Origin of the sequence: Helcobacillus sp. ACRRO, assembly GCF_022347125.1 — a bacterium.
Lineage (GTDB): Bacteria > Actinomycetota > Actinomycetes > Actinomycetales > Dermabacteraceae > Helcobacillus > Helcobacillus massiliensis.
Map to the genome: position 1 here is coordinate 1 of NZ_JAKRNG010000019.1, position 21,597 is coordinate 21,597.

Annotated in this window: 21 protein-coding genes; 13 read left to right on the forward strand and 8 right to left on the reverse strand. The window is 69.4% G+C overall.

Going from position 1 to position 21,597, the window contains the following annotated elements:
- Positions 1–713 (reverse strand): IS110 family transposase (locus tag MHY20_RS07775; RefSeq protein WP_239376042.1); only part of this gene is annotated, 713 nt, incomplete at its 3' end.
- A 566-nt stretch (positions 714–1,279) separates the two neighbouring features.
- Here MHY20_RS07775 and MHY20_RS07780 point away from each other — a divergent pair.
- Positions 1,280–1,948, forward strand: coding sequence for a hypothetical protein (locus MHY20_RS07780; RefSeq protein ID WP_239376044.1), 669 nt, complete (start codon positions 1,280–1,282; stop codon positions 1,946–1,948).
- An 18-nt stretch (positions 1,949–1,966) separates the two neighbouring features.
- Here the strand turns inward: MHY20_RS07780 and MHY20_RS07785 are convergent, their stop codons facing one another.
- Positions 1,967–2,236: an acylphosphatase gene (locus MHY20_RS07785; RefSeq protein WP_239376046.1), complete on the reverse strand. Its 270-nt coding sequence runs from the start codon at positions 2,234–2,236 to the stop codon at positions 1,967–1,969.
- Positions 2,237–2,312: 76 nt separating this feature from the next.
- On the opposite strand from MHY20_RS07785, the gene MHY20_RS07790 reads away from it, so the two are divergent.
- The 3 genes from MHY20_RS07790 to MHY20_RS07800 all read left to right on the forward strand — a co-directional run bounded on the left by MHY20_RS07790 (position 2,313) and on the right by MHY20_RS07800 (position 4,310).
- Positions 2,313–3,026 (forward strand): PIG-L family deacetylase, encoded by a 714-nt coding sequence (locus tag MHY20_RS07790; RefSeq protein WP_239376048.1) that lies wholly within the window; start codon positions 2,313–2,315, stop codon positions 3,024–3,026.
- Between the two features lie 9 nt (positions 3,027–3,035).
- Positions 3,036–3,560, forward strand: coding sequence for an O-acetyl-ADP-ribose deacetylase (locus MHY20_RS07795; protein ID WP_239376050.1), 525 nt, complete (start codon positions 3,036–3,038; stop codon positions 3,558–3,560).
- Positions 3,561–3,668: 108 nt separating this feature from the next.
- Positions 3,669–4,310: a hypothetical protein gene (locus MHY20_RS07800; RefSeq protein ID WP_239376052.1), complete on the forward strand. Its 642-nt coding sequence runs from the start codon at positions 3,669–3,671 to the stop codon at positions 4,308–4,310.
- A gap of 99 nt (positions 4,311–4,409) precedes the next feature.
- Here the strand turns inward: MHY20_RS07800 and MHY20_RS07805 are convergent, their stop codons facing one another.
- Entirely contained in the window at positions 4,410–5,285 is an 876-nt protein-coding gene (locus tag MHY20_RS07805; protein ID WP_239376054.1) for a transglycosylase family protein, read from the reverse strand.
- A gap of 335 nt (positions 5,286–5,620) precedes the next feature.
- Here MHY20_RS07805 and MHY20_RS07810 point away from each other — a divergent pair, with 335 nt between their 5' ends.
- The gene (locus tag MHY20_RS07810) at positions 5,621–6,985 is read left to right on the forward strand and encodes an MFS transporter (protein ID WP_239376056.1); all 1,365 of its coding nucleotides are present in this window, start codon (positions 5,621–5,623) and stop codon (positions 6,983–6,985) included.
- A gap of 29 nt (positions 6,986–7,014) precedes the next feature.
- On the opposite strand, the gene MHY20_RS07815 is transcribed toward MHY20_RS07810, so the two are convergent.
- Positions 7,015–7,695 carry a mismatch-specific DNA-glycosylase gene (locus MHY20_RS07815; RefSeq protein ID WP_239376058.1) on the reverse strand — a complete coding sequence of 227 codons (681 nt, stop codon included), beginning with the start codon at positions 7,693–7,695 and terminating at the stop codon, positions 7,015–7,017.
- 129 nt (positions 7,696–7,824) lie between these two features.
- On the opposite strand from MHY20_RS07815, the gene MHY20_RS07820 reads away from it, so the two are divergent.
- From MHY20_RS07820 to MHY20_RS07830, 3 genes are read left to right on the forward strand one after another with little or no spacing between them, the layout of a single operon-like run.
- Positions 7,825–8,334, forward strand: a complete 510-nt coding sequence (locus MHY20_RS07820; protein WP_183375125.1) for a phosphoribosyltransferase — start codon at positions 7,825–7,827, stop codon at positions 8,332–8,334.
- A 41-nt stretch (positions 8,335–8,375) separates the two neighbouring features.
- The gene (locus MHY20_RS07825) at positions 8,376–8,993 is read left to right on the forward strand and encodes an ElyC/SanA/YdcF family protein (protein ID WP_239376060.1); all 618 of its coding nucleotides are present in this window, start codon (positions 8,376–8,378) and stop codon (positions 8,991–8,993) included.
- Between the two features lie 31 nt (positions 8,994–9,024).
- Positions 9,025–10,098 carry a hypothetical protein gene (locus MHY20_RS07830; RefSeq protein WP_239376062.1) on the forward strand — a complete coding sequence of 358 codons (1,074 nt, stop codon included), beginning with the start codon at positions 9,025–9,027 and terminating at the stop codon, positions 10,096–10,098.
- Here the strand turns inward: MHY20_RS07830 and MHY20_RS07835 are convergent.
- Complete coding sequence (locus MHY20_RS07835) at positions 10,068–11,111, reverse strand: DUF808 domain-containing protein (RefSeq protein WP_239376063.1); 1,044 nt, start codon at positions 11,109–11,111, stop codon at positions 10,068–10,070. The genes MHY20_RS07830 and MHY20_RS07835 overlap by 31 nt on opposite strands.
- Before the next feature lie 197 nt (positions 11,112–11,308).
- On the opposite strand from MHY20_RS07835, the gene MHY20_RS07840 reads away from it, so the two are divergent.
- The 5 genes from MHY20_RS07840 (at position 11,309) to MHY20_RS07860 (ending at position 16,463) form a co-directional block, all read left to right on the forward strand.
- Positions 11,309–12,556 carry an MFS transporter gene (locus tag MHY20_RS07840; protein ID WP_239376064.1) on the forward strand — a complete coding sequence of 416 codons (1,248 nt, stop codon included), beginning with the start codon at positions 11,309–11,311 and terminating at the stop codon, positions 12,554–12,556.
- A complete protein-coding gene (locus MHY20_RS07845) occupies positions 12,553–13,866 on the forward strand; it encodes an MFS transporter (RefSeq protein ID WP_239376065.1) in 1,314 nt (437 codons plus the stop codon). Before MHY20_RS07840 ends, MHY20_RS07845 begins: the two co-directional genes overlap by 4 nt.
- 26 nt (positions 13,867–13,892) lie before the next feature.
- The gene (locus MHY20_RS07850; RefSeq protein WP_239376066.1) at positions 13,893–14,954 is read left to right on the forward strand and encodes a PPK2 family polyphosphate kinase; all 1,062 of its coding nucleotides are present in this window, start codon (positions 13,893–13,895) and stop codon (positions 14,952–14,954) included.
- A 76-nt stretch (positions 14,955–15,030) separates the two neighbouring features.
- Complete coding sequence (tpx, locus tag MHY20_RS07855; protein WP_183375111.1) at positions 15,031–15,555, forward strand: thiol peroxidase; 525 nt, start codon at positions 15,031–15,033, stop codon at positions 15,553–15,555.
- A 104-nt stretch (positions 15,556–15,659) separates the two neighbouring features.
- A complete protein-coding gene (locus tag MHY20_RS07860) occupies positions 15,660–16,463 on the forward strand; it encodes a sulfite exporter TauE/SafE family protein (RefSeq protein ID WP_239376067.1) in 804 nt (267 codons plus the stop codon).
- Between the two features lie 78 nt (positions 16,464–16,541).
- Here MHY20_RS07860 and MHY20_RS07865 read toward each other — a convergent pair whose 3' ends face one another.
- The 3 genes from MHY20_RS07865 to pgi all read right to left on the reverse strand — a co-directional run bounded on the left by MHY20_RS07865 (position 16,542) and on the right by pgi (position 21,575).
- Entirely contained in the window at positions 16,542–18,764 is a 2,223-nt protein-coding gene (locus tag MHY20_RS07865) for an NADP-dependent isocitrate dehydrogenase (RefSeq protein WP_239376068.1), read from the reverse strand.
- Positions 18,765–18,841: 77 nt separating this feature from the next.
- On the reverse strand, positions 18,842–19,876 hold the full coding sequence (locus tag MHY20_RS07870) for an ATP-dependent 6-phosphofructokinase (RefSeq protein WP_183375105.1): 1,035 nt from the start codon (positions 19,874–19,876) through the stop codon (positions 18,842–18,844).
- 10 nt (positions 19,877–19,886) lie between these two features.
- Positions 19,887–21,575, reverse strand: coding sequence for a glucose-6-phosphate isomerase (gene pgi, locus MHY20_RS07875; RefSeq protein ID WP_239376069.1), 1,689 nt, complete (start codon positions 21,573–21,575; stop codon positions 19,887–19,889).
- Between the last annotated feature and the right edge of the window lie 22 nt (positions 21,576–21,597).

Genomic DNA, 21,597 nt, shown 5'->3' on the forward strand with positions numbered 1-21,597 from the left:
AGCTCAACCGCTGCGGTGGCGGGCACGATGACGGTCTGCTCGCTAAGGGCTGTGAAGATCTGCTCGACCAGCGTCTCGGGGTCGCGGCGTGAATGCGCGCGGGCGAACCGCAGCACCTTCCTTCGGCCGGCACTTCGGAGGCCGGTGGGTCCGCCGAACTTCTCCAGCAGGTCCAGCACGAGCCCAGTGGAAAGCTTCCCGCCTGCGAAGACGCGCTCGAGCGCGGGGTGGATCTGGGTGAGCAGGGACCGGATCCGGTTCAGCGCCCTTGTGGTCTCGTGGGCGAGGTCCTCATCGAACCCGGCAAGGACCTTCAGTGCGGAGAGGACCTCGCTGTCGCGATCGACCTGCCGGAGGGTGTGAGGCATGGTGCGGGCCGTGTCGGCGATGATGAAAGCATCCCGCGCATCAGTCTTTGACCTGCCCGGATACAGATCCGCGGCCTTCCGCATCGCCAATCCGGGAAGGTAGGCGACTGTGCAGCCGGTATCCCGGGCCACCGCGATCGGCAACGCTCCGATGGTGTTCGGCTGATCGACGACCAGCAGCACTTCGCCGTGGTTCTGCAGCTGGGTGAACAGCTCGCGAAGTTTGGTCTCGTCCTGCGGGAGGGGCTTGTCGAACAGCTTGTTCCCCTCCGGGTCGAGTGCGCACGCGTGGTGAGCTGTCTTCCCGACGTCCAGGCCGATCACGACCGCGAACCCTGTGTTCATGACGCTGTCCTCCGCATCACTGCTGGCCGCAGTCTCGACACCCGATGCCGGCACCCACGTTACGAAGAGACCTCAGACAGAGCTGGGCCGTGTCCCTATCAGCGGTCAACGCGTGTCTCTCGACCGGGCGGCAACACCCCCCGGACCATCAATGGCAGGGCAACAAAGCCATACCCGGCCGAGCGACCAGACCCCGTCCATCGGGGTGCTCACAAGGTAACGGGCGGGCCGGTCAGGGCCGACGGGCGCTGGCGACGCATCTACCTCGACCTGCCCGGCTCCGGGCGCACCGCCGCCCCGGTCAGGTCAGCGGCCTGGCCCTGCTCGCCCCCGTGGTCGACCCGGTTCCGCCGTCACGAAGCGCATGGACGACTACGACCTGCCGAGCCCTGGACCGGCGCTCGTGGACGTCGACGGATCGGTGCTCATCGTCGCCGCCAGTGCCGTTCACCAAAAGTTTCCTCGAAAATGGTCAAGCAAGAGTAAAGACATGGTTTAGAGTGGTCCGTGTCCAGGTGGGGCGTCGCCGACGCTCCTCCCTCCGAGACCGAGATGAGGTTCCCGCCATGCGCATCACCCGCCGTTCCGCTGCTGTCGCCGCCAGCTCCCTGTTCGCCGCTCTGGCGATCGGCGGCCTCCAGGTCCCCGCTCTCGCGGATGGCGCATCGACCGCCAGCTCCTCGCAGTCCGTGTCCCTCGGCGCCACCGTCTCTCACCTCGGTTCCGGCCTCGTGACGGCAGCTCACGCCGCCGCCGCTGCCGGTGCGCCTGCTCAGGCCGCCGCCCCGGCCGCCTCCGACGGGGTTCGCCCCCTTCCTGCCGATGCTGTCCAGGCCTCCTCGGTGGTCCCGGCTGGCGTCATCGATGAAGCGGCGGTGGCCGTGATGGTGAGCAAAGACGGCTCGGTGTCCTGCGCCTTCTGGGAGCACGGTGAAGGGCAGTGCGGAGCGCTGGCCGCCCAGGACGGGCGCCACGGTGCGGATGAGAATGGTCAGCCCAAGTGGATGCTCAGCATGACCGGCAACAACCCCATGGAGTTCTCCTCCTACGACGCCGCGGGCGACGACACCCCGTGGGGCGCGGCCGGTGGCGACATTCAGGTGGTCGAGCCCGGCCAGACGGTCACCTACGGCGACTTCGCCTGCACCGGCACCGAGGCCGGCGGCATGACCTGCTGGAACCTCACCGACAAATCCATCGACGCCCACTTCGAGGACGGCGACCTGGTGAAGTGACGCCCGTGGCCCGCTGGCTCAGCGGATTTCGAACCGCCCGTCGCCGGCGCGGTGCTCGATCTCTTCGGAGTGAACAGCATCGACACCGGCTGCGGGCGGTCCGTCATGGCAGGCCCGCTCCAGCTCATCGACGGCCTCCGTCGGCCCGCTGACCTCTGCCTCCACGCTGCCATCGGGGAGGTTGCGCACCCAGCCGGACAGGCCGAGCTGTTCGGCGGTGCGCTGGGTCCAGAAGCGGTACCCGACCCCTTGAACCCGGCCGGTGATGACGAAGCGTCTGCGGATCATGGGTCCTCCTGTTCTGAATCTGCTGGTGCGCCGACGCGCCCCGGGGCTGTCCAGGGTAAGTGCTTACGCTCTCAGCATGATGAGCCCTGATGACCGCACTCCCGAGAACCTGCCCGTCTTCGACTCGAGCGGCATGTCCCGCGTGCTCGTGGTGGTCGCCCACCCGGATGACGCCGAGTACGGCCTGTCCTGCGCCGTCAACCGGTGGACTCGCTCCGGCATCGAGGTGTCGTATCTGCTGCTCACCCACGGTGAGGCGGGGATCCGTACCATGCACCCATCGGAAGCCGGACCGGTGCGGGCAGAGGAGCAGCGCCGCGCCTGTGCGGCCGTCGGCGTCAGCGACCTTGCCATCCTCGACCACCCCGACGGCATGATGGAGCCCACCCTGCAGCTGCGCCGCGACATCGCGGAGCGGATCCGCGTCGTCCAGCCGGACACCGTGGTGACTGCCAACTTCGATGTTGAGGCGTACGGCGGCTTCAACCAGGCCGACCATCGCGTCGCCGGTCTCGCCGCGGTCGACGCCGTCTCCGCCGCGGACAACCCGTGGGTGTTCACCGATCTCGAGCTCAAACCCCACAAGGTCAGTCGCATCCTCATCCACGGTGCGGCGGCTCCCACCCACCGGATCGAGCTGGAGGAGGAGGACGTGCAGGCCGGCATCACGTCCCTCGCCGCGTACGAGGCGTACTTCGAGGCGCTGCCGGACCACCCGAAGCCGGAGCCGTTCATCCGCTCGATGGTGGAGCCGCATGGCCTCATGATCCGGGTGCAGGACCTCCGCTGAGCCGTGCCCATGGACCTGATCTTCACCCCCGGTGACATCACCGCCCTGAGCGTGGACGCGATCGTTAACGCCGCGAACTCCGGCCTGCTCGGAGGCGGGGGAGTGGACGGCGCCATCCACCGTGCCGGCGGCCCCGAGATCCTCGCCGAATGCCGACGGATTCGCGAGGAGCAGCTGCCCGAGGGCCTCCCCGCAGGCCAGGCCGTTGCAACCACCGCCGGGCGTCTCGATGCCCGGTGGGTGATCCACACCGTCGGTCCCGTCTTCGCGAAGAGTGAGGACCGCTCCGCCACCCTGGCCTCCTGCTACCGGCAGTCCCTTCTGCTCGCCGGCCGGCTCGGCGCGCGCTCGATCGCCTTCCCCGCGATCTCGGCCGGCATCTACGGCTGGCCGATGGACGATGCCGCGCGGATCGCCGTGGGCACCATCCGCTCCCTCGAGGGGGATGAGATGGTCGCGGGGGTGCAGGAAGTGCACCTGGTGCCGTTCGGTCCGCAGGCGGAGGCTGCGTTCCGCGCTGCGCTCGCAGGCTGATCGCGTGGCGCCCGACGGGGACCGCACCCCATGGCTCCGCCCCGGCGCGTGGTGTGACTGCCGTTACCCTGGAAGGGATCGTGTCATCCACTGACCCCAGGAGGGCCCATGGCCACCACAACCGTCGACAACCGCCGCTCGCCCGGCATGGCGAAAGCCGGCAAGGTCCTGATGATCCTCGGCGTCGTCATCCTGCTGCTCAGCCTCATCGTGGGCGGAATCCTCGCCTACCGCGGCGGCTCCGGAGTGGTCGAGACCATGGATGACCTCCAGACCATCAACAACGGTCAGGCCACGGTCTCGGCTGAGGAGGGCGATGTGCTCCTGCTTCTGAAGCGCGAGAGCGCAGCGACTGCCCCCAGCTGCCAGGTGACCGGCCCGGACGGCCAGGACGTCCCGTTGGAGACCCCGACCACCTCCACCACCATCAACGAGTGGAAGAGCTTCGCGGCGTTCACGCCCTCGACCTCCGGTGACCACTCCATCACCTGTGACGCCGAAGCAGCAGTCTCCCCGCCGCTGAGCGTGAGCGGCATCTTCGGCGCGGTCGGCGGCGTCCTTCTGCTGATCGGCGGCTCCCTGCTGGGCCTGTTCCTGCTGGGTCTCGGCCTGCTGCTGTGGCTGCTGGGCCGCCGCAGGAAGCAGACGGACTATGTCCAGCCGGTGCAGACCGTACAGCACCCCGGTCAGGCAACCCAGCCCGGTCAGCGCGACCAGTTCCCGAACGGCGGCCCCGGCCAGTCCCACTGATATCGGCAGTCCGCTCCAGCATGGCAGCACCCCCGTGATCCGTAGCGGATCACGGGGGTGCTGCTGTCAGGTCTGCGGGTCAGTGACCGGCAGGACTGATCAGTAGAGGTTGAGGAAGAGCTGGAGGACGCGCACGGTCTGCTCGTCGTTCAGGTCCTTCGCACCGTTGTGGGTGGCGCCCACCTCGTGCTGAAGCCCCTTCATGGTCTCGGGGCCGACGACGCCGTCCTGCTCAGCCTTGGACCACTTCTGCAGGGCGATGATGGTCTCCTCGTTCATCTCGCCGGTCTGCTCAACACCCAGCCAGTCCTGCAGGGCGGTGATGGTCTTAGGGCCCATCTTGCCGTCCACCTCGAGGGTGCCGGCGACGGACAGGTCAGGAGCGCCGACGGTGCCCTTCGACGCTCGCTTCGGCGCGTCAGACTTCTTCTGCTTCGGCTGTGCCTCCTGCTTCGGAGCCTCCTGCTTCCGCTCCTGCTTCGGAGCCTCCTGCTTGCGCTCGGGCTGAGCCTGACGCTTCTCCTTCTTCGGGGTGTCCTTCTGCTTCGGGGCGTCCTGCTTCTTCTCCTTCTTGGGCGCCTTCTCCTGCGTCTCCTTGGCCGGCTTGGACGACGTATCAGCGCCGCCGCTCAGGAACTTGCCGCAGTTCGGCCATGCACCCGCGCCCTGGTTGTCGAGCACGCGCTCAGCAACGGCGATCTGCTGCGACTTGGATGCCTGATCGGCGGTGGGGGCGTACTCGGTGCCGCCGTGGCCTGCCCAGGTCTCGGCAGAGAACTGGAGGCCGCCGTAGTAGCCGTTGCCGGTGTTGATGGACCAGTCGCCGCCGGACTCGCACTCGGCCACGCCGTCCCAGCCGGACGCAGCGTGGGCCTCCTGGCCCGAGGTGGCGATGACACCGGTGGCGAGGACGGCGCCGCCGCCCAGCGCGAGGACGATGCGACGGCTGAAGTTCGAAATGATGGAGGTGCTCATGGAGGACGGATCCTTCGTCGAATCGGGTTCGTGATGACGCCTCGACGCTACGACCCGCCCCACCCACCTCTGCAAGGACCCCGGGCAGAACTTTGGGGAGGTTTGAAGCGCCGAACCGGGGCGTGCAAAAAGCGGACCAAACCTGGGGGAGGGACGTGATGAAGTCACAAAATCCCCAGATTCCGGTCGGATTGTGCTCAGCCCCGGCCCTTCTCGGCGCTTCCGGCCCTCGCCCCAGCCCCCGCCTCGGCCGGACCCGTGACCCGGCCGAACCTGTCCCGGCGCGCCCTGCGGCTGTATTCTGACCGCTCCGAATCCCTGCCCTTCTTGGAGCCATGAGCACCGCAGCCCCACCCCGCCTGACCTCCGACGAGGTCGTCCAGTCCCTTCCGTTCCGCTGGCCCGTTCAGGGCCGCATCTTCATCATCGGCGGCCTCGGCTTCATGTTCGACGCCTGGGACGTCGCCCTCAACGGCGCGCTGATCCCCGCCGCCGTGCAGGAATGGGGCATCAGCCGCCCCGAAGCCGCCCTGCTGTCCACCGCGAACCTGCTCGGGATGGCGCTCGGCGCCATCGTCTGGGGCACGATCGCGGACCGGGTGGGTCGGCGCCGCGCCTTCTCCCTGACACTGCTCATCTTCACGGTCTTCACCGCAGCCGGCGCCCTCGCGCCGTCGTTCGCGGTGCTGGCGGCGTCCCGCTTCCTCGCCGGCATCGGCCTCGGCGGCTGCATCCCCGTGGACTACGCACTCATCGGCGAGTTCACTCCGAGGAGGGTCCGTGGTCGTGTCCTGACCGCGATGGACGGCTGGTGGCCCGTCGGTGCCGCCGCCGCGTTCTTCGTCTCCGCGGGTCTGCTCGCCGCGACCGGCACGTGGCGGCTGTCGCTCGCGATCATGATCCTGCCGGCGCTGCTGGTGTTCTGGGTGCGGCGCGATATTCCCGAATCGCCCCTGTTCCTCGCCCGGCAGGGTCGGGAGGCGGAGGCCCGAGCTGTCGTGGACAGGCTCGTGGAGGCCACCGGCGCCCCGAGGCGCGAGTATGTCGTCGCGGCTGCTGAGCTGGACACGCGTCGGCGCACGGGTAACCCCATCACCGCAGCGTTCGACCAGCTGGCGGCGCTGTGGAGGGAAGCTCCGCGCATCACCGCGGTGTCCTGGGGGCTGTTCGGCGCGATCCTGCTGGTGTACTACCTGGCGCTGAACTGGATGCCGTCGATCCTGCAGGATGCCGGCCTCGGCCGCATCGCCGCTCTGGTCTCCGGTGCGGGGATGGCGCTGGCGGGCCTCATCGGGGTGGTGGTCGCGGCTGTGCTGGTGGAGAGAGTGGGCCGACGGGTGCTGCTGGCGGCATCGGCTCCGGCCGCTGGCCTGCTGCTGGTGCTGGTGGCGGTGACGCTGGATGATCCGCGCGGCGCCGTGGTGTGGCTGCTGGTGTTCGGAGTCATCATCCAGATCTCCGTGCCCGTGCTCTACACCTACGTCTCCGAGCTGTATCCGACTCATCTGCGGGCATCCGGCTTCGGCTGGGCATCGACGATGAGTCGCGTCAGCGCCGGTGTGGGGCCGCTGCTGTTCGCCGTGGCGTGGCCCGTGATGGGGCTGGGGGCATCGTTCGCTGTGGCGCTCGCGCTGGTGGCGGCGGCGGTGATGGCGATGCTGCTGCTGGCACCGGAGACCGCGGGCCGGGACCTGCGCTGACCCGCGGTCCGGTGCCCTGCGTGGAGGGTTCAGGTGCGCCCGATGTCCGCGAGGACTTCGCGCCATTTCTCAGCGAGCGAATCGATGTTCTCGTGCGCGTTCAGGCCGGACGGCTGCGGCACCACCCAGAGCGCGGTCCCCGTCGGCCAGCGTGGGAGGTCCTCCGGCAGGGCCGACGGGTCCTGCCGCCCCAGCTGCGCCTTCGGCAGTCGGAACGCGGTGCGGTACGCGGTGATGCCGGCGATGGCGACCGCGCGCGGCCGCAGCTCCTGCACGCGGTGGACCAGTCGCACCCCTGCCGCGCGCAGTTCCTCTCGGCTGAGCTGGTCGGCGCGGGCGGTGGCGCGGCCGATGAGGTTCGTCAGGCCGATGCCGCGGCGCAGAAGTGCGAGTGCGTCCTCATCGGTGAGACCGAGGGAGCAGTCCACGACGGCGTCGGTCATGCCCGCGCGGTTGAGAGCGGGCCAGAAGCGGTTGCCGGGCCGTGCGAACGGGGCGTTCACGGCGGCGGTCCACAGCCCTGGGTTGATGCCGACGATCAGCAGGTCCAGGCGGTGGGAGGCGCCAGCGGGCAGCACATCGTCCACACCGTTCGGGTCGGCGGTGTCGACGGCGGCGAGGTCAGCCCGGGTGGGCTTCGCACCGCCCAGCGGCGACGGCCGCCGCGGCCGCAGAGCCACGGTGCGGTGCAGGTCAGTGGGGGAGGTCATGGCCCGATAGTAGTGGCCGGGCCTGGACCGGTGGGCGTGAGGTTCGTGAACCTCTGCAGATCTGCTGGTGACCGGCGCCGCGGCCGCGGATACGATGGTGACCCGACCATTCTCACCGGAGGAGACCCCGTGACCCAGGCGTACCACGCAGATTCCAGTGACCTCGAGACCAAGGAGGTCCTCACCTGGGACCTGTTCGGCACCGCGTCGCGCGAGCTGGCGCAGACGATCGCCGATTCCGACTTCGAACCGGAGATCGTCATCGCGGTGGCCCGCGGCGGACTGCTGCCCGCTGGTTCGCTCGCGTACGCCCTCGGTCTGAAGCTGGCCGACGCCATCAACGTCGAGTTCTACACGGACGTCCACGAGACGCTGCCGGATCCGGTGCTGCTGGAGCCGATGCTGGACACCAACGCCATCACGGGCAAGCGCCTGCTGGTGGTGGACGACGTCGCTGACTCCGGGCGCACTCTCGCGCTCGTGCTGGAGCTGCTGGAGGCGCAGGGCGCCGAGGCCCGCTCCGCCGTTCTCTACGCCAAGTCCGCATCCGTGGTGGAGCCCACCTACGTGTGGAAGCGCACCGACGACTGGATCGTGTTCCCGTGGTCCGCTGAGCCTCCGGTCACCCGCTCGAAGTGACCCGCGCCGGGCGCGGATCGCGCCGCCGCCCCCGATGGGCCGTGGCCGGTGCGGTCGGGATCGGTGCCGCCGTCATCGCGGCCAGTGAGGTGATCGACCAGCTCGCCTCCCGCAGCCTCGTCACCCCCACGTCCAGCGAAGCGTCCGGCGGGGGAGCAGCCGACGGGTCCCGCACCCTCATCGTCCTCGGCTACGGCCAGTCCGGCTCTCGCGCCGGGCTGATCAACCGGTTCCGGGTCCGCCAGGCGCTGCGCACTGCCTACGTGTGGGAGGCCGACGGCACCGGGCCGTGCACCCTGCTGATGTCCGGCGGCGCCGTGCGCGGTGACATCCCCGAGGCGCACCTGCTGCGTGATGAGGCCATGCGCTGCGGCTTCACCGGTGAGATCCAGCTCGATGCGCTGGCGCGCAGCACCGAGGAGAACGTCCTCAACACGCTGGCGGCGGTCGAATCATCCCGCGACGCCGCCTACATCTCCCACCCGCTGCATTCCCTCCTGGCGCGCCGCTACCTGCGCCACCTGCGACCGGAGCTGCTGAGGCGGATCCGCCGCGCCGATGACGTGCGCATCCTCGAATGGGGGCCGCTGCGGCCCATCATGACCGTGATCGGGCTGCGGGAGCTGCGACGCGTGCGCCGCCTGCACGCCGGTGCGTGAAAACCGGCCCCCGATCGGAGACGATGGAGCCATGACCCTGCCCTTCCCCGACTCCGCCCCGCCCAGCGACGGCCCCGCCCACCTGGAGGCACAGCAGCCCGTTCTGGACGAGCTGTTCGCCCACGCCTCCTCCCACGCCGGCGGCCGCGACTCGCTGCTGGACGCGATGGAGTTCGCCGGTCGCTTCCCCACCCTGTCCTGCTACAACGCGTCGCTGGTGCACCTGCAGCGGCCCCGAGCCCAGTTCGTGGCGACCCGCCGCACCTGGACGAGGGACCTGCACCGCACGATCCGCCCCGGGGCGATCCCCCTGATCGTGCTGCGCCCGTTCGGCCCCATCGACCTGATGTACGACATCGCCGACACCGACGGCCCCCACCCGGTGCCGCAGAGCGTCCTGCACCCCCTGCGCAGCCTCGGCCCCGTCACGGCGGCCGGTGCGGCGCAGCTGGTGCGCCTCATCGAGCAGGCGGGCGGCCGCGAGCATATTGCCGCCGTCTGCGCCCAGGCGGAGGAGGCGGAAGGGATACAGGGGCCGACGGACCCCGCCGATCTGATCGCCGCGGTTCTGCGCGCCCTGGCGCATGCGCTGCTGGGCCACCTCACCCCGTCGACGGAGCCGCCCGTCCAGGTCCTGCGCACCGTCACACCGCAGGGACGCCGTGAACTGGGGCCGCGGGCACAGGACTTCGAAGCGGACGCCGTGGTGGCGCTGGTGCTGCGGCGAGCGTCAGTGGAGCACCCGTCGGCCGCTATCCCGAAGGCCGACGGCGACGATGCCGGTCTGGTCGCGGCGGTGAGCCCCGAAGCGATCTTCACCGCGGTCAAGCACATCGAAGCGCTCGCGGGCAGGCGCCTGCTGGGGGAGCAGCTGCGGGCTGTTCCCCATCAGGGGGACCATCCGCAGCTGATGCCGCGCGGAGGATCGGGGAAGGCGGGGGCGGCCGAGGTGAGCCCGTGGGATCAGCCGTCGCTGTTCGACGCCTCCGGTTCCACCGCCGACCCCGACACTGCCGACCTCGAGGCCGTCGATCCCGAGGCCGAGGATGCTCCTGCCGATTCCGCTGGCGAACCTCAGGACTCGGAGGAGCCCTCCGGCCGATAGGCATGGCTGCCGGTGCCGGCGGCGGCGCCTCCCGTGCGCTCACGGCCCGCCCGGACGGTGGGAGCGCCGTCCTCGTGGCCCTTTCCGCGCAGCCTCTGGATCAGGGCGACGACGCCGACCATCACCGATCCCCAGATGATGCCGAGGATCAGCGAGCAGACCGTCTCCACCAGCCAGGAGAGGAAGCCCCCGATACCGGCGAGGCCCGCGACCGGGCCCTGCAGGGCGTGCACGAGGTTCTCCGGGGCGTGCCAGCCCAGTTCGTCGAGGCCCACGAGGATGATGTGGCCGCCCACCCACAGCATGGCGAGCATGCCGACGTACTCGATGATGCGCAGCACCACCGGCATCGCCCTGACGAGCGCTTCGCCGAACTTCGCCGCACCGGCGGAGTCCTTCGTCATCATCGCCAGGCCGATGTCGTCCAGCTTCACCAGCAGCGCCACCACGCCGTACACGGCGACGGTGATGACCACGGCCACCACGATGAGGGTGATCAGGCGTGACCAGAAGGCTTCGTCGGCGACCTCCTTCAGGGAGATGACCATGATCTCCGCGGACAGGATGAAGTCGGTGCGGACAGCGCCGCTGACCACTGACTTCTCCGCGTCCGCGCCGCGCTGCACAGCGGGTTCATCACCGGCTGTGTGATGCTCGAGGAGGCCGATGAGCTGCAGGATCTTGTGCGCCCCCTCGTAGCAGAGGTAGGTGCCGCCCATCATCAGCAGCGGGGTCAGCAGCCACGGGATGAACTGGCTGAGCAGCATCGCCAGCACGATGATGATCGCCTTGTTGATGAGGGAGCCGCGCGCGATCTTCGCGATGATCGGCAGCTCCCGTTTGGGGTCCACGCCCTTGACGAACTGCGGGGTGACGGCCGTGTCATCCACGACGACGCCGGCGGCCTTCGCGCTGGCGCGCCCGGACGCGGCGGCGATGTCATCGGCGTTCGCGGCGGCCATGCGCGCGAGTGCAGCGACATCATCCAGCAGGGCGGCGAGTCCACCAGCCATGGGCAACCCCTTCCAGAGGGAACGGTCGTGATCGAATCGTCGCCAATGGTAGCGACCGCCGGCCCCACCAGCCCGCAAGCAGCCTGGACCGCGCTGGTGATGCCCGCCACCGTGCTTGGCGCTGTCCCCACCGCGCCGATACCCTCGATCGGGGCCCGCGCCGCGGACCGGCAGAAGCGATGCGGGAGGGAGGATACGTGCACAGCGAGCAGGCGAACGAGCACGGCACCCAGCACCCGTCGGCCCCGCTGTGGGGACGCGTGGTCCTCCTCGGCTTCGGCATCTTCACCCTCGTCACCCTCGAACAGCTGCCGATCGGCCTCCTGCCGCTGATGACCTCCGATCTCCACGCCACCGACGGCGCCATCGGCCTCGCGGTCACCCTGCCGGGCATCCTCGCCGCCGTCATCGCCCTGATCCTGCCCGGCATCACCCGCGGCATCGACCGCCGGCTCATCCTCGTGGCGTCGCTCGCCGCCGTGGTGCTGTCCACGGTCGGATCGGCGCTCGCCCCCAGCACCGGCGTGCTGATGGCCTCGCGCATCCTCACCGGCTTCGCCATCGGCATGTACTGGCCGGTGATGCCGCAGGTGGCTCTCGCGCACGTGCCGCGCCGCCACAGCGCCGCCGCCCTGTCCATTGCGTTCGCCGGTGTCGGCTCCGCGGTGCTGCTCGGCATTCCGCTGTCCACATGGCTCGGCACCACGGTCGGATGGCGCGAATCGTTCCTGCTGGTCGGCGGCATCGCCGCCGTCGTCGGGGTGCTGCAGCTGCTCGTGCTGCGACCGGTCCACTCTCAGGTTGCGGAGACCGTCCGCTCCACGCTGCGGGCCCTGTCGATCCCCACCGTGAAGTACGGATTCCTGCTCGCGTGCACCGCCGTCACCGCCCAGTTCATCTCCTACGCCTACGTCACCCGGATCCTCGAGCAGCTCGGCGGCGTGCGGATCGAGCACATCTCCGCGTTCCTGCTCGCCTACGGCATCGTCGGCCTGCTCGGCAACTTCGCTGGCGGCGCCGTCCTGCACCGCAGCCCCTGGGGATCGGTGTGCCTGCTCGTGGGCGGCATGATCACTGCGCTCACCCTCATGGTCACGATCGTCCACGACCCCGTCACCGCGCTCATCGCCACCATTGTGTGGGGAGCGTTCGCCGGGATGCTGTCCGTCACCGTGCAGGGCTTCGTCCTCTCCGGGGCCGGGGACCGGGAGGACGCCGCAGTCGCCATCAACGCCTCCGCCTTCAACGGCGCGATCGCCTTGGGCGCACTCATCGGCGGCATCCTCGTGGACCGCTCCGGCATCATCGCCGCGCTCACCGCCAGTCTCGCGCTGCTCGCCGTCAGCGCTGGCATCCTGGCCGCGTTCCGGCTGCGCCAGCCCACCCGAGAGGGGGCCGACGGAGCCCCCAGTCCCACCACAGCACCCGAAGGAGGCACCGCATGATCGACGACCCCACCGACGCCGGCGACACCCGCGCCCGCGACTGGGACGAGAACGAGCCCTCCACCACCACCGGCGCCATCCCCGTGTCCACCGGCGCGATCCCCGTGGTGCCCGAGCACCCCGAAGACACCGCTGAGCCGGCGCGATCGAACTGGCTCGCCGTGGCCACCCTCGCCATCGGCATCTTCGTGCTCGTCACCATCGAAGAGCTCCCCATCGGAGTGCTCACCCTCATCAGCGACGACCTCGGGATCAGCCGCGGATCCGTCGGCCTCGCCGTCACGCTCCCCGGCGTCCTCGCCGCCGCCATCACCCTGGTCACCCCGCGCCTGTCCCGCGGCCGCGATCGACGCATCATCATCCTCGTCGCACTGGCCATGGTGATCGTGTCCTGCGTCCTCACCGCCGTCAGCTGGGACCTGATGAGCCTGCTGTTCTCCCGCGTGTTCGCCGGGTTCGGCATCGGCCTCTACTGGGCGGTGATGCCGCTGGTGGCGATGGGGCAGGTGCGCAGCGAGCAGATCCCCCGCGCCCTGACCATCGTCTTCTCCGGAGTGGGGGCCGCCCTGATCTTCGGCCTGCCGCTGGCGACCTGGCTCGGCGACTCCTTCGGATGGCGGATGGCGTTCGTGCTGGTGGGCGCGATGTCCCTGGTGGTCGGTGTGATCGTGCTGGCGATCGTGACCCCGTCGGTCTCCACCGCCGCGAGCACTGTGCGCCGAACCCTCGGGGCGATCACGCACCCCGCCATCGGCACTGCAGTGCTGCTGACCGCACTGCTGCTGACCGCGGAGTTCATCACCTACAGCTACATCCGCCCCATCCTGATCGACGTGGCCGGGGTTCCCGGCTCCTCCACGTCCCTGTTCCTGATGGTGTTCGGCACGCTCGGGCTCGTCGGCAACTTCGCCGCCGGGGCCCTGGTGTCGCGCACCCCGGTGCTGGCGATCCTGGTGCTCGCGATCGGCTCGGGACTGTCCGTCGCCGCCCTCATGTGGCTGATGCACGGTCCGATCGCTGCGGGCATCGTGCTCGCCGCATGGGGCTTCTTCTCCGGCATGATCAGCGTGTCTTCGCAGGCGATGGCGCAGTTCCGCGCCGGTGACCGCGTGGATGACGCCACCGCGCTCAACACCGCCGCCGCCACCAGCGCCATCGCGGTGGGGGCGCTCATCGGCGGTGTGCTCGTGGACTCCTTCGGCCTGCATGCCCCCATGATCGCTTCGCTCGTGCTGACGGTCATGGCCGTGGCCGTGGTGCTCGTCTTCCACCTCCGATTCGACCGCGACGGGGAGCATGAGCGGGCCTGACAGCCACAACCAGTACGCTGTGCCCCATGTCACCATCGAAGAAGAAGGCTGAGAAGAAGGCCGCGAAGAAGTCCACCACCCGCACCGACGAGCTGAAGAAGCTCGACAAGAAGGCTGCGAAGAAGGCCGCAAAGAAAGCCGAGAAGAAGAAGGCCGAGCAGAAGAAGGTCGAGAAGAAGGCGGAGAAGCTCGCCGCTGCCGGCTTCTGCGTCCAGCCGTCCCAGCGCGCGAAGGTCAGCGTCCGCGACATCGACCCGCGCTCCACGCCCGGCTTCGACGGTGACAAGGCCGCCGGTCAGGAGCTCCTCGCCCTGCAGTCCGAGCGCCTGTCCGAACTGCAGGAGCGGCTATGGGCCGCCCACTCCGGTCGCGTTCCGGGGCGCCGCGCCGGCCGCAGCGTGCTGCTGGTGGTCCAGGGCATGGACACCTCCGGCAAGGGCGGCATCATGCGCCACGTCGTGGGGGTGGTCGACCCGCAGGGCGTGGACATCACCGCGTTCAAGGCGCCCACCGAGGAGGAGAAGTCCCACCACTTCCTGTGGCGCGTCCGCCCGCACCAGCCGGAGCCCGGCATGATCGGCGTGTTCGACCGCTCCCACTATGAGGACGTGCTCATCCACCGCGTCCACGGCTGGGCCGATGACGAGGAGATCGCGAAGCGGTACCGCTCCATCAAGACCTTCGAGAAGGAGATGGCCGACGACGGCGTCATCGTCCTCAAGGTCATGCTCCACATCTCGAAGGACAAGCAGTGGGAGCGTCTCTTCGAACGCCTGCAGCGGGAGGACAAGCACTGGAAGTTCGCCGTCTCCGACCTCACCGAGCGCCGCCGCTGGGACGACTACATGGATGCGTACGACGCCGCCATCGCCGCCACCAGCACCCGCACCGCCCCTTGGCACATCATCCCCGCGGACCGCAAGTGGTACGCCCGTCTCGCGGTGCAGAACCTGCTGATCCAGGCGCTGGAGGACATCGACCCGCAGTGGCCGAAGGCCCGGTTCGATGTGGAGAAGGCGAAGCAGCGCATGCTGGACGAGCCCGGCCACCCGCTCGTGGACGATGCCACCGGCGCCACCGAGAAGTGACACGTCAGGGCTTTGTCAGCTTCATGGCTGACAGTGGCACCGGCACAGCAACCACCAGCACTCCAGGAGGATGACCATGGCCCAGATCAGTCTGCGCGGCGAGCAGGTCGAGACCGTCGGCGACCTGCCGAAGGTGGGCGAAAAGCTCCCCGACTTCACTCTCGTCGGCACCGACCTCAGCGAGATCACCAAGAACGACTTCGCCGGCAAGCGACTCGTTCTGAACATCTTCCCGTCGATCGACACGGGCGTCTGCCAGGCCAGCGTCCGCGAGTTCAATAAGAAGGCCGACGGCGAGGGCGACGTGGTGGTCCTTGCAGTCTCCAAGGATCTGCCGTTCGCCTTCGACCGCTTCTGCGGGGCCGAAGGCATCGACTCGGTCGTCTCAGCGTCCGCATTCCGCTCCGACTTCGGTGAGGACTACGGCGTCACCATGACGTCCGGCGGTCTGAAGGGTCTGCTGTCCCGCTCCGTCGTCGTCGCCGACGAGGACGCCACGATCCTGTACACCGAGCAGGTGCCGGAGATCGGCCAGGAGCCCGACTACGACGCCGCCTGGAGCGCCCTCACCGGCGAGACCCCCGGCAGCGCCGGCCTCTGACACCGACGCCCACCCGCACCGGACCCGGTGATGCGGCCCGGCGGATGCGATCTCACTGATCGACCGCCGGGCCGTTCCCTGTCTCCGCGGCTTATGGTGAAGCGATGGATCCGCTCTCCCTCGTGCTCCTGGCCGTCGCCGCAGTCGTCGCCGGTGCCATCAACGCCGCCGTCGGCTCCGGGTCCCTCCTCACCCTCCCCGTCCTGCTGGCGATGGAGGTCCCGCCCGGCGCCGCCGTGCGCACCAACACCATCGGCATGGTGTTCTCCACCATCGGCGCCGTCGCCGGCTACCGCCGCGAGATCCGCGAGGATCTGCCGCACCTGAAGCCGCTGATGGTCACCACCACGATCGCGGCGCTCGCCGGTGCCGGTCTGCTGCTCGTCACCGGCTCCGACGTCCTCGATTGGGTGGTGCCGGTCCTCATCGTGGTGGCGCTGGTGCTCGTGGTCTGCCAGCCGCTGATCGCCCGGCGCGTGCGCGCCCGCTCCGCTTCCGGTGGGGGAGGGGAGGCCGACAGGGACGAGCTCGCCGCCCGCCGCCTCCGCAGCCCGGGACTGATCGCCGCGATGAGCGGCGCCAGCCTGTACGGGGGGTTCTTCACGGCCGCGCAGGGCGTCCTGTACCTGGCGATCCTCGGGTCGTTCACGGGGAGACAGATGCGGTCGGTCAACGGCATCAAGAACCTGCTGTCCCTGATCGTGAACGTGTGCGCGGCCCTGGTGTACCTCGTCGCGTTCGTGGTGTTCGACGCCCCCGTCGTGTGGCTCGGGGTGCTCGTCGTCGGGGTCGGTTCCCTGATCGGCTCCTCCTTCGGGGCGCACCTGGCGAAGCGCATCCCCGAATGGCTGATGCGCGGCGTCATCATCGTGGTCGCGCTCGTCGCCCTGGCTCGTCAGGTCATGTGAGAAAGCGCAGGCGCCGCCGTCCCGACCCATCGGCCAGTGCGGCGGCGCCTGGTTCTGCTCACGGCGCTGGTTGCGTGATCAGCGGGTGCGCAGAGCGTCGATGATGGTGTTCAGCGTGGTGGACGGGCGCATCACGGCGGAGACGGCGTCCTGGTCCGGGAAGTAGTAGCCCTTGATGTCCACGGCCGAGCCCTGCACGCTGTTCAGCTCGTTGAGGATCATCTCCTCGCCGGCGCGCAGCTTCTCGGCGATCGGCTGGAACAGGGCCGCGACCTCCGCATCGTCCTGCCGGCCGAGCTCCTCGGCCCAGAACATCGCCAGGTAGAAGTGGGAGGCGCGGTTGTCGTCCTCCCCGGTGGTGCGACTCGGGCTGCGGCCCTCGTTCAGCAGGGTCTCCGTGGCGCGGTCCAGGGCGTCCGCGAGGATGCGCGCACGCTCATTGTCCGTGGTGCGGGCGAGGTGCCGCAGCGCCTCCGCGAGGGCGAGGAACTCACCGAGGGAGTCCCACCGCAGGTGGTTCTCCTCCACCAGCTGCTGCACATGCTTCGGGGCGGAGCCGCCGGCCCCGGTCTCGAACAGGCCGCCGCCGTTCATCAGCGGCACCACGCTCAGCATCTTCGCGCTGGTGCCGAGCTCCATGATCGGGAACAGGTCCGTCAGATAGTCGCGAAGCACGTTGCCGGTCACGGAAATGGTGTCCTCGCCGCGGCGCACCCGATCCAGCGTGTGCTGGGTGGCGGAGACCGGGTCGAGGATGCGGATGTCGAGGCCGTCGGTGTCCTCCTCGGCGAGGTAGGCGGTCACCTTTTCGATGAGGGCGCGGTCGTGCGCGCGGGAGTCGTCCAGCCAGAACACGGCGGGCATGCCGGACTCGCGGGAGCGGCGCACGGCGAGCTGCACCCAGTCGCGGATCGGGGCGTCCTTCGTCTGGCAGGAGCGGAAGACGTCTCCGGTCCTCACCTCCTGGCGGAGCAGGACGTCCCCGGCGGCGGTGCGGATCTCGACGGCGCCGTCGGAGGCGATCTCGAAGGTCTTGTCGTGGCTGCCGTACTCCTCCGCCTTCTGCGCCATCAGGCCGACGTTCGCGACGGTGCCCATGGTGGCGGGGTCGAACGCGCCGTGCTTCCGGCAGTCCTCCACGGTGGCCTGGTAGACGCCGGCGTAGGAGGAGTCCGGCAGGACCGCGAGGGTGTCCTTCTCGGTGCCGTCCGGGCCCCACATGGTGCCGCCGGCGCGGATCATCGCCGGCATGGACGCGTCCACGATGACATCGGAGGGGACGTGCAGGTTCGTGATGCCCTTGTCGGAGTCGACCATCGCGAGCTCCGGCCCCTCGTCCAGGCCCTGCTGGACGAGGTCGCAGACGCGCTGAGCGGTGGCGTCATCGAGCTGGTCGAGGCCGCCGAGGATGCCGCCGAGGCCGTTGTTGGCGGACAGGCCCGCCTTCTGCAGCGCGTCCCCGCACTCCTCGAACAGGGCGGGGAAGAAGGCGCGCACCGTGTGGCCGAACAGGATCGGGTCGCTGACCTTCATCATCGTGGCCTTCAGGTGCAGGGAGAACAGCACGCCCCGCTTCTTCGCCTCAGCGATCTGTTCGGTGAGGAACTGATCGAGCGCGGCGGCGTCCATGACGGTGGAGTCGATGATCTCACCCTCCAGCACCGGCAGGCTCTCCTTCAGCACGGTTTCGGTGCCGTCGGCGGCGACGTGCACGATGGTGAGGGTGTCGTCCTTCTCCAGGACGTGGGAGGTCTCGTTGGAGCGGAAGTCGCTGCCGTCCATGGTGGCGACGCTGGTGCGGGACTCGGCCGACCACTCGCCCATCGAATGCGGGTGGTCCTTCGCGAAGTTCTTCACCGCCTGCGGCGCGCGGCGGTCCGAGTTGCCCTCGCGCAGCACCGGGTTGACGGCGGAGCCCTTGACGGCGTCGTAGCGGGCGCGGGCGTCCTTCTCCTCGTCCGTGGTAGGGGAGGAGGGGTAGTCCGGGAGGTCGTAGCCGTCGGCCTGCAGCTCCCGGATGGCGGCGGTGAGCTGCGGGACGGAAGCCGAGATGTTCGGCAGCTTGATGATGATGGCCGACGGGTCCTTCACCAGCTGGCCGAGCTCACCGAGGGCGTCATGCACCTTCTGGTCCTCGGGGAGGACATCGGCGAAAGCGGCGAGGATGCGGGAGGCGAGGGAGATGTCGCGGGTCTGCACCTCCACCCCGGCCTGGTCGGTGAAGCCGTCGATGATCGGCAGGAGCGATGCGGTGGCGAGCATCGGGGCTTCGTCTGTACGGGTGTAGATGATGCGGGACATCGCAACTCCTGGTTCTGGCAGGTCCCTGCCAACTCGGAAATGTCTTGAGGTCAAGATATCAGGTTCGTTCGGTGCGGTCAGCCGAAGAGCCGCCGCACCTCATCCCACCGTTCCCGCGGCACCGTCTTCACCGAATCGATCGCGTCGCTGAGCGGAACGTCCACCACGGACGTCCCCCGCAGCGACACCATCCGGCCGAACGCTCCCGCGTGCACCAGCTGCACCGCGGCCATGCCGAAGCGGGTCGCCAGGATGCGGTCGTATGCGGTGGGCGCACCGCCGCGCTGAATGTGGCCGAGCACCGTGGCTCGGGATTCGATCCCGGTGCGCTCCTCGATGATCGGCGCGAGCTTCTGCGCCACCCCGCCCAGGACGGGCCGCCCGAACTCGTCCAGTTCGTAGTCGCTGAACGACTCGGACGCATCCGACGGTGTGAACCCCTCCGCCACCACCACCAGAGGGGAGCGGCGCGGCTGGCGCCGCATCCGGGCGGTGACGAAGTCGCAGATCTCCTGGATCGACAGCGGGAACTCCGGGATGCAGATGACGTGCGCGCCGCTCGCCATCCCGGAGTGCAGCGCGATCCAGCCGGCGGATCGGCCCATCACCTCCGCCACCATGCAGCGGTGGTGGGAGTCGCCCGTGGTGCGCAGTCGGTCGAGGCTCTCCGTTGCGATCTCCACCGCCGTGTTGAACCCGAACGTGTAGTCCGTGGCATCGAGGTCGTTGTCGACGGTCTTCGGCACCCCGACGATCGGGATTCCCCGCTGCGCCAACCGGTGGGCCGTGAACAGGGTGCCGTCGCCGCCGATGGCGATGAGGGCGTCGACCTCGGTCTCCTCCATGGACCGGGCGACTGCAGCGGCTCCGTCGGCCCCGCCGTGGAACGGGTTCCAGCGGGACGTGCCGAGGATCGTGCCGCCGGTGCGGCCGATGCCGCGGACCTTTCGGCGCGGAAGCGGGATCACCTCCCCGCTTTCCACGCCGCGCCAGCCGTCCACGAAGCCCACGAACTCCGATTCGTACACGGTGTCACCGGTGAGGACCGCTCCGCGGATCACTGCGTTGAGGCCGGGGCAGTCACCGCCGGAGGTGAGGATGCCGATCTTCATGGCGCCCCCGTCAGCGGCGGGAGCCGCGGTAGAACTCGATCAGAGCGCGCGTGGACTGGTCCTCGGCCTCCATTGCCGCCTGGTCACCGCTGACCGCCGGCGCGAGGTCCTTCGCGAGCTGCTTGCCGAGCTCCACGCCCCACTGGTCGAAGCTGTTGATGCCCCACACCGCGCCCTGCACGAACGTGATGTGCTCGTACAGCGCGATCAGCTGACCGAGCGTGCTCGGCGTCAGCTTCGGCGCCATGATCGAGGTGGTGGGACGGTCACCGGAGAACATCCGCGCCGGCACCAGCGCCCCTTCGGTGCCGCCCGCCTCGACCTCCTCAGCGGTCCTGCCGAATGCGAGTGCCTTGGTCTGGGCGAAGAAGTTCGCGAGGAACAGTTCGTGGACGTCCGTCTCGCCGTCCTTCAGCGGGTGGTTCGGCTCGGCGAACGCGATGAAGTCGGCGGGGATGATCCGGGTGCCCTGGTGGATCAGCTGGTAGAACGCGTGCTGGCCGTTGGTGCCGGGCTCGCCCCAGAAGATCTCCCCGGTCTCGCAGGTGACGGCGGTGCCGTCCCAGCGCACGGACTTGCCGTTGGACTCCATGGTGAGCTGCTGCAGGTAGGCGGGGAAGCGGTGCAGAAGCTGCGAGTACGGCAGCACCGCGTGGGTCTCCGCCTCGAGGAAGTTGACGTTCCAGATGTTCAGCATGCCCATCAGCAGGGGCACGTTCTCTTCGGGGGCGGCGGTGAGGAAGTGCTCGTCCATGGTGTGGAAGCCGGCGAGCAGCTCGGCGAACACCTCGGGGCCGAGCGCGACGGCCAGCGAGGTTCCGATCGCGGAGTCCACCGAGTAGCGCCCGCCCACCCAGTCCCAGAAGCCGAAGGCGTTCTTCGGGTCGATGCCGAACTCCTCCACCTTGTCCAGAGCGGTGGAGACCGCGGCGAAGTGCTTCGCGACCGCATCGTCCCGCCGGTCCTCGCCGACGCCCTTCGCCGCGAGGCCGTCCAGCAGCCAGGTCCGCACCAGGCGAGCGTTGGTGATGGTCTCCAGCGTGGTGAAGGTCTTGGAGGCGACGATGACGAGGGTGGTCTCCGGATCGAGGTCCTCGGTGGTCTGGGCGACGTCCGTCGGGTCGATGTTGGAGATGAAGCGGGCGCTGATGCCGGCGTCGGCGAGGGGGCGCAGCGCTTCGTACACCATGACGGGGCCGAGGTCGGAGCCGCCGATGCCGATGTTCACCACTGTCTCGATCCGCTTGCCGGTGACACCGGTCCATTCGCCGGAGCGGACTGCGCGCGCGAACTCGGCGATCCGATCCAGCGTTGAATGGACGTCCTCGTCGATGTTCTGGCCGTCGACCTCGAGGGCGGGGGAGGCGCCGGCGGGGCGGCGCAGCGCGGTGTGGAGGACAGCGCGGTCCTCGGTGGTGTTGATGTGCTCGCCGCGGACCATGGCGTCGCGGCGCTGCAGCACGCCGGTCTCGTCGGCGAGGCGGAGCAGGAGGCCGACGGTCTCATCCGTGACCAGGTTCTTGGAGAGGTCGACGAACAGATCGCCGGCGCTGTGGGAGTGCTTCCGGGTGCGCTCGGGATCGGACTCGAACCATTCGCGCAGGGAGCCGTAGAGCTCGGCGTCGTGCTGCTCGAGCGCGCGCCAGGCATCGGTGGTGGTGGGGTCCACAGGGGAGGCAGGAGCGGTGTTCTCAGTCATGGCGCCATTGTCGCCTCCGGAT

Coding starts and splice junctions, on each gene's coding strand:
- MHY20_RS07850 (WP_239376066.1), top strand. CDS start 13,893: ATGTCACCATCGAAGAAGAAGGCTGAGAAGAAGGCCGCGAAGAAGTCC.
- MHY20_RS07795 (WP_239376050.1), top strand. CDS start 3,036: ATGGACCTGATCTTCACCCCCGGTGACATCACCGCCCTGAGCGTGGAC.
- pgi (WP_239376069.1), bottom strand. CDS start 21,575: ATGACTGAGAACACCGCTCCTGCCTCCCCTGTGGACCCCACCACCACC.
- MHY20_RS07790 (WP_239376048.1), top strand. CDS start 2,313: ATGATGAGCCCTGATGACCGCACTCCCGAGAACCTGCCCGTCTTCGAC.
- MHY20_RS07860 (WP_239376067.1), top strand. CDS start 15,660: ATGGATCCGCTCTCCCTCGTGCTCCTGGCCGTCGCCGCAGTCGTCGCC.
- MHY20_RS07835 (WP_239376063.1), bottom strand. CDS start 11,111: ATGGCTGGTGGACTCGCCGCCCTGCTGGATGATGTCGCTGCACTCGCG.
- tpx (WP_183375111.1), top strand. CDS start 15,031: ATGGCCCAGATCAGTCTGCGCGGCGAGCAGGTCGAGACCGTCGGCGAC.
- MHY20_RS07870 (WP_183375105.1), bottom strand. CDS start 19,876: ATGAAGATCGGCATCCTCACCTCCGGCGGTGACTGCCCCGGCCTCAAC.
- MHY20_RS07805 (WP_239376054.1), bottom strand. CDS start 5,285: ATGAGCACCTCCATCATTTCGAACTTCAGCCGTCGCATCGTCCTCGCG.
- MHY20_RS07810 (WP_239376056.1), top strand. CDS start 5,621: ATGAGCACCGCAGCCCCACCCCGCCTGACCTCCGACGAGGTCGTCCAG.
- MHY20_RS07845 (WP_239376065.1), top strand. CDS start 12,553: ATGATCGACGACCCCACCGACGCCGGCGACACCCGCGCCCGCGACTGG.
- MHY20_RS07865 (WP_239376068.1), bottom strand. CDS start 18,764: ATGTCCCGCATCATCTACACCCGTACAGACGAAGCCCCGATGCTCGCC.
- MHY20_RS07780 (WP_239376044.1), top strand. CDS start 1,280: ATGCGCATCACCCGCCGTTCCGCTGCTGTCGCCGCCAGCTCCCTGTTC.
- MHY20_RS07830 (WP_239376062.1), top strand. CDS start 9,025: ATGACCCTGCCCTTCCCCGACTCCGCCCCGCCCAGCGACGGCCCCGCC.
- MHY20_RS07815 (WP_239376058.1), bottom strand. CDS start 7,695: ATGACCTCCCCCACTGACCTGCACCGCACCGTGGCTCTGCGGCCGCGG.
- MHY20_RS07785 (WP_239376046.1), bottom strand. CDS start 2,236: ATGATCCGCAGACGCTTCGTCATCACCGGCCGGGTTCAAGGGGTCGGG.
- MHY20_RS07800 (WP_239376052.1), top strand. CDS start 3,669: ATGGCCACCACAACCGTCGACAACCGCCGCTCGCCCGGCATGGCGAAA.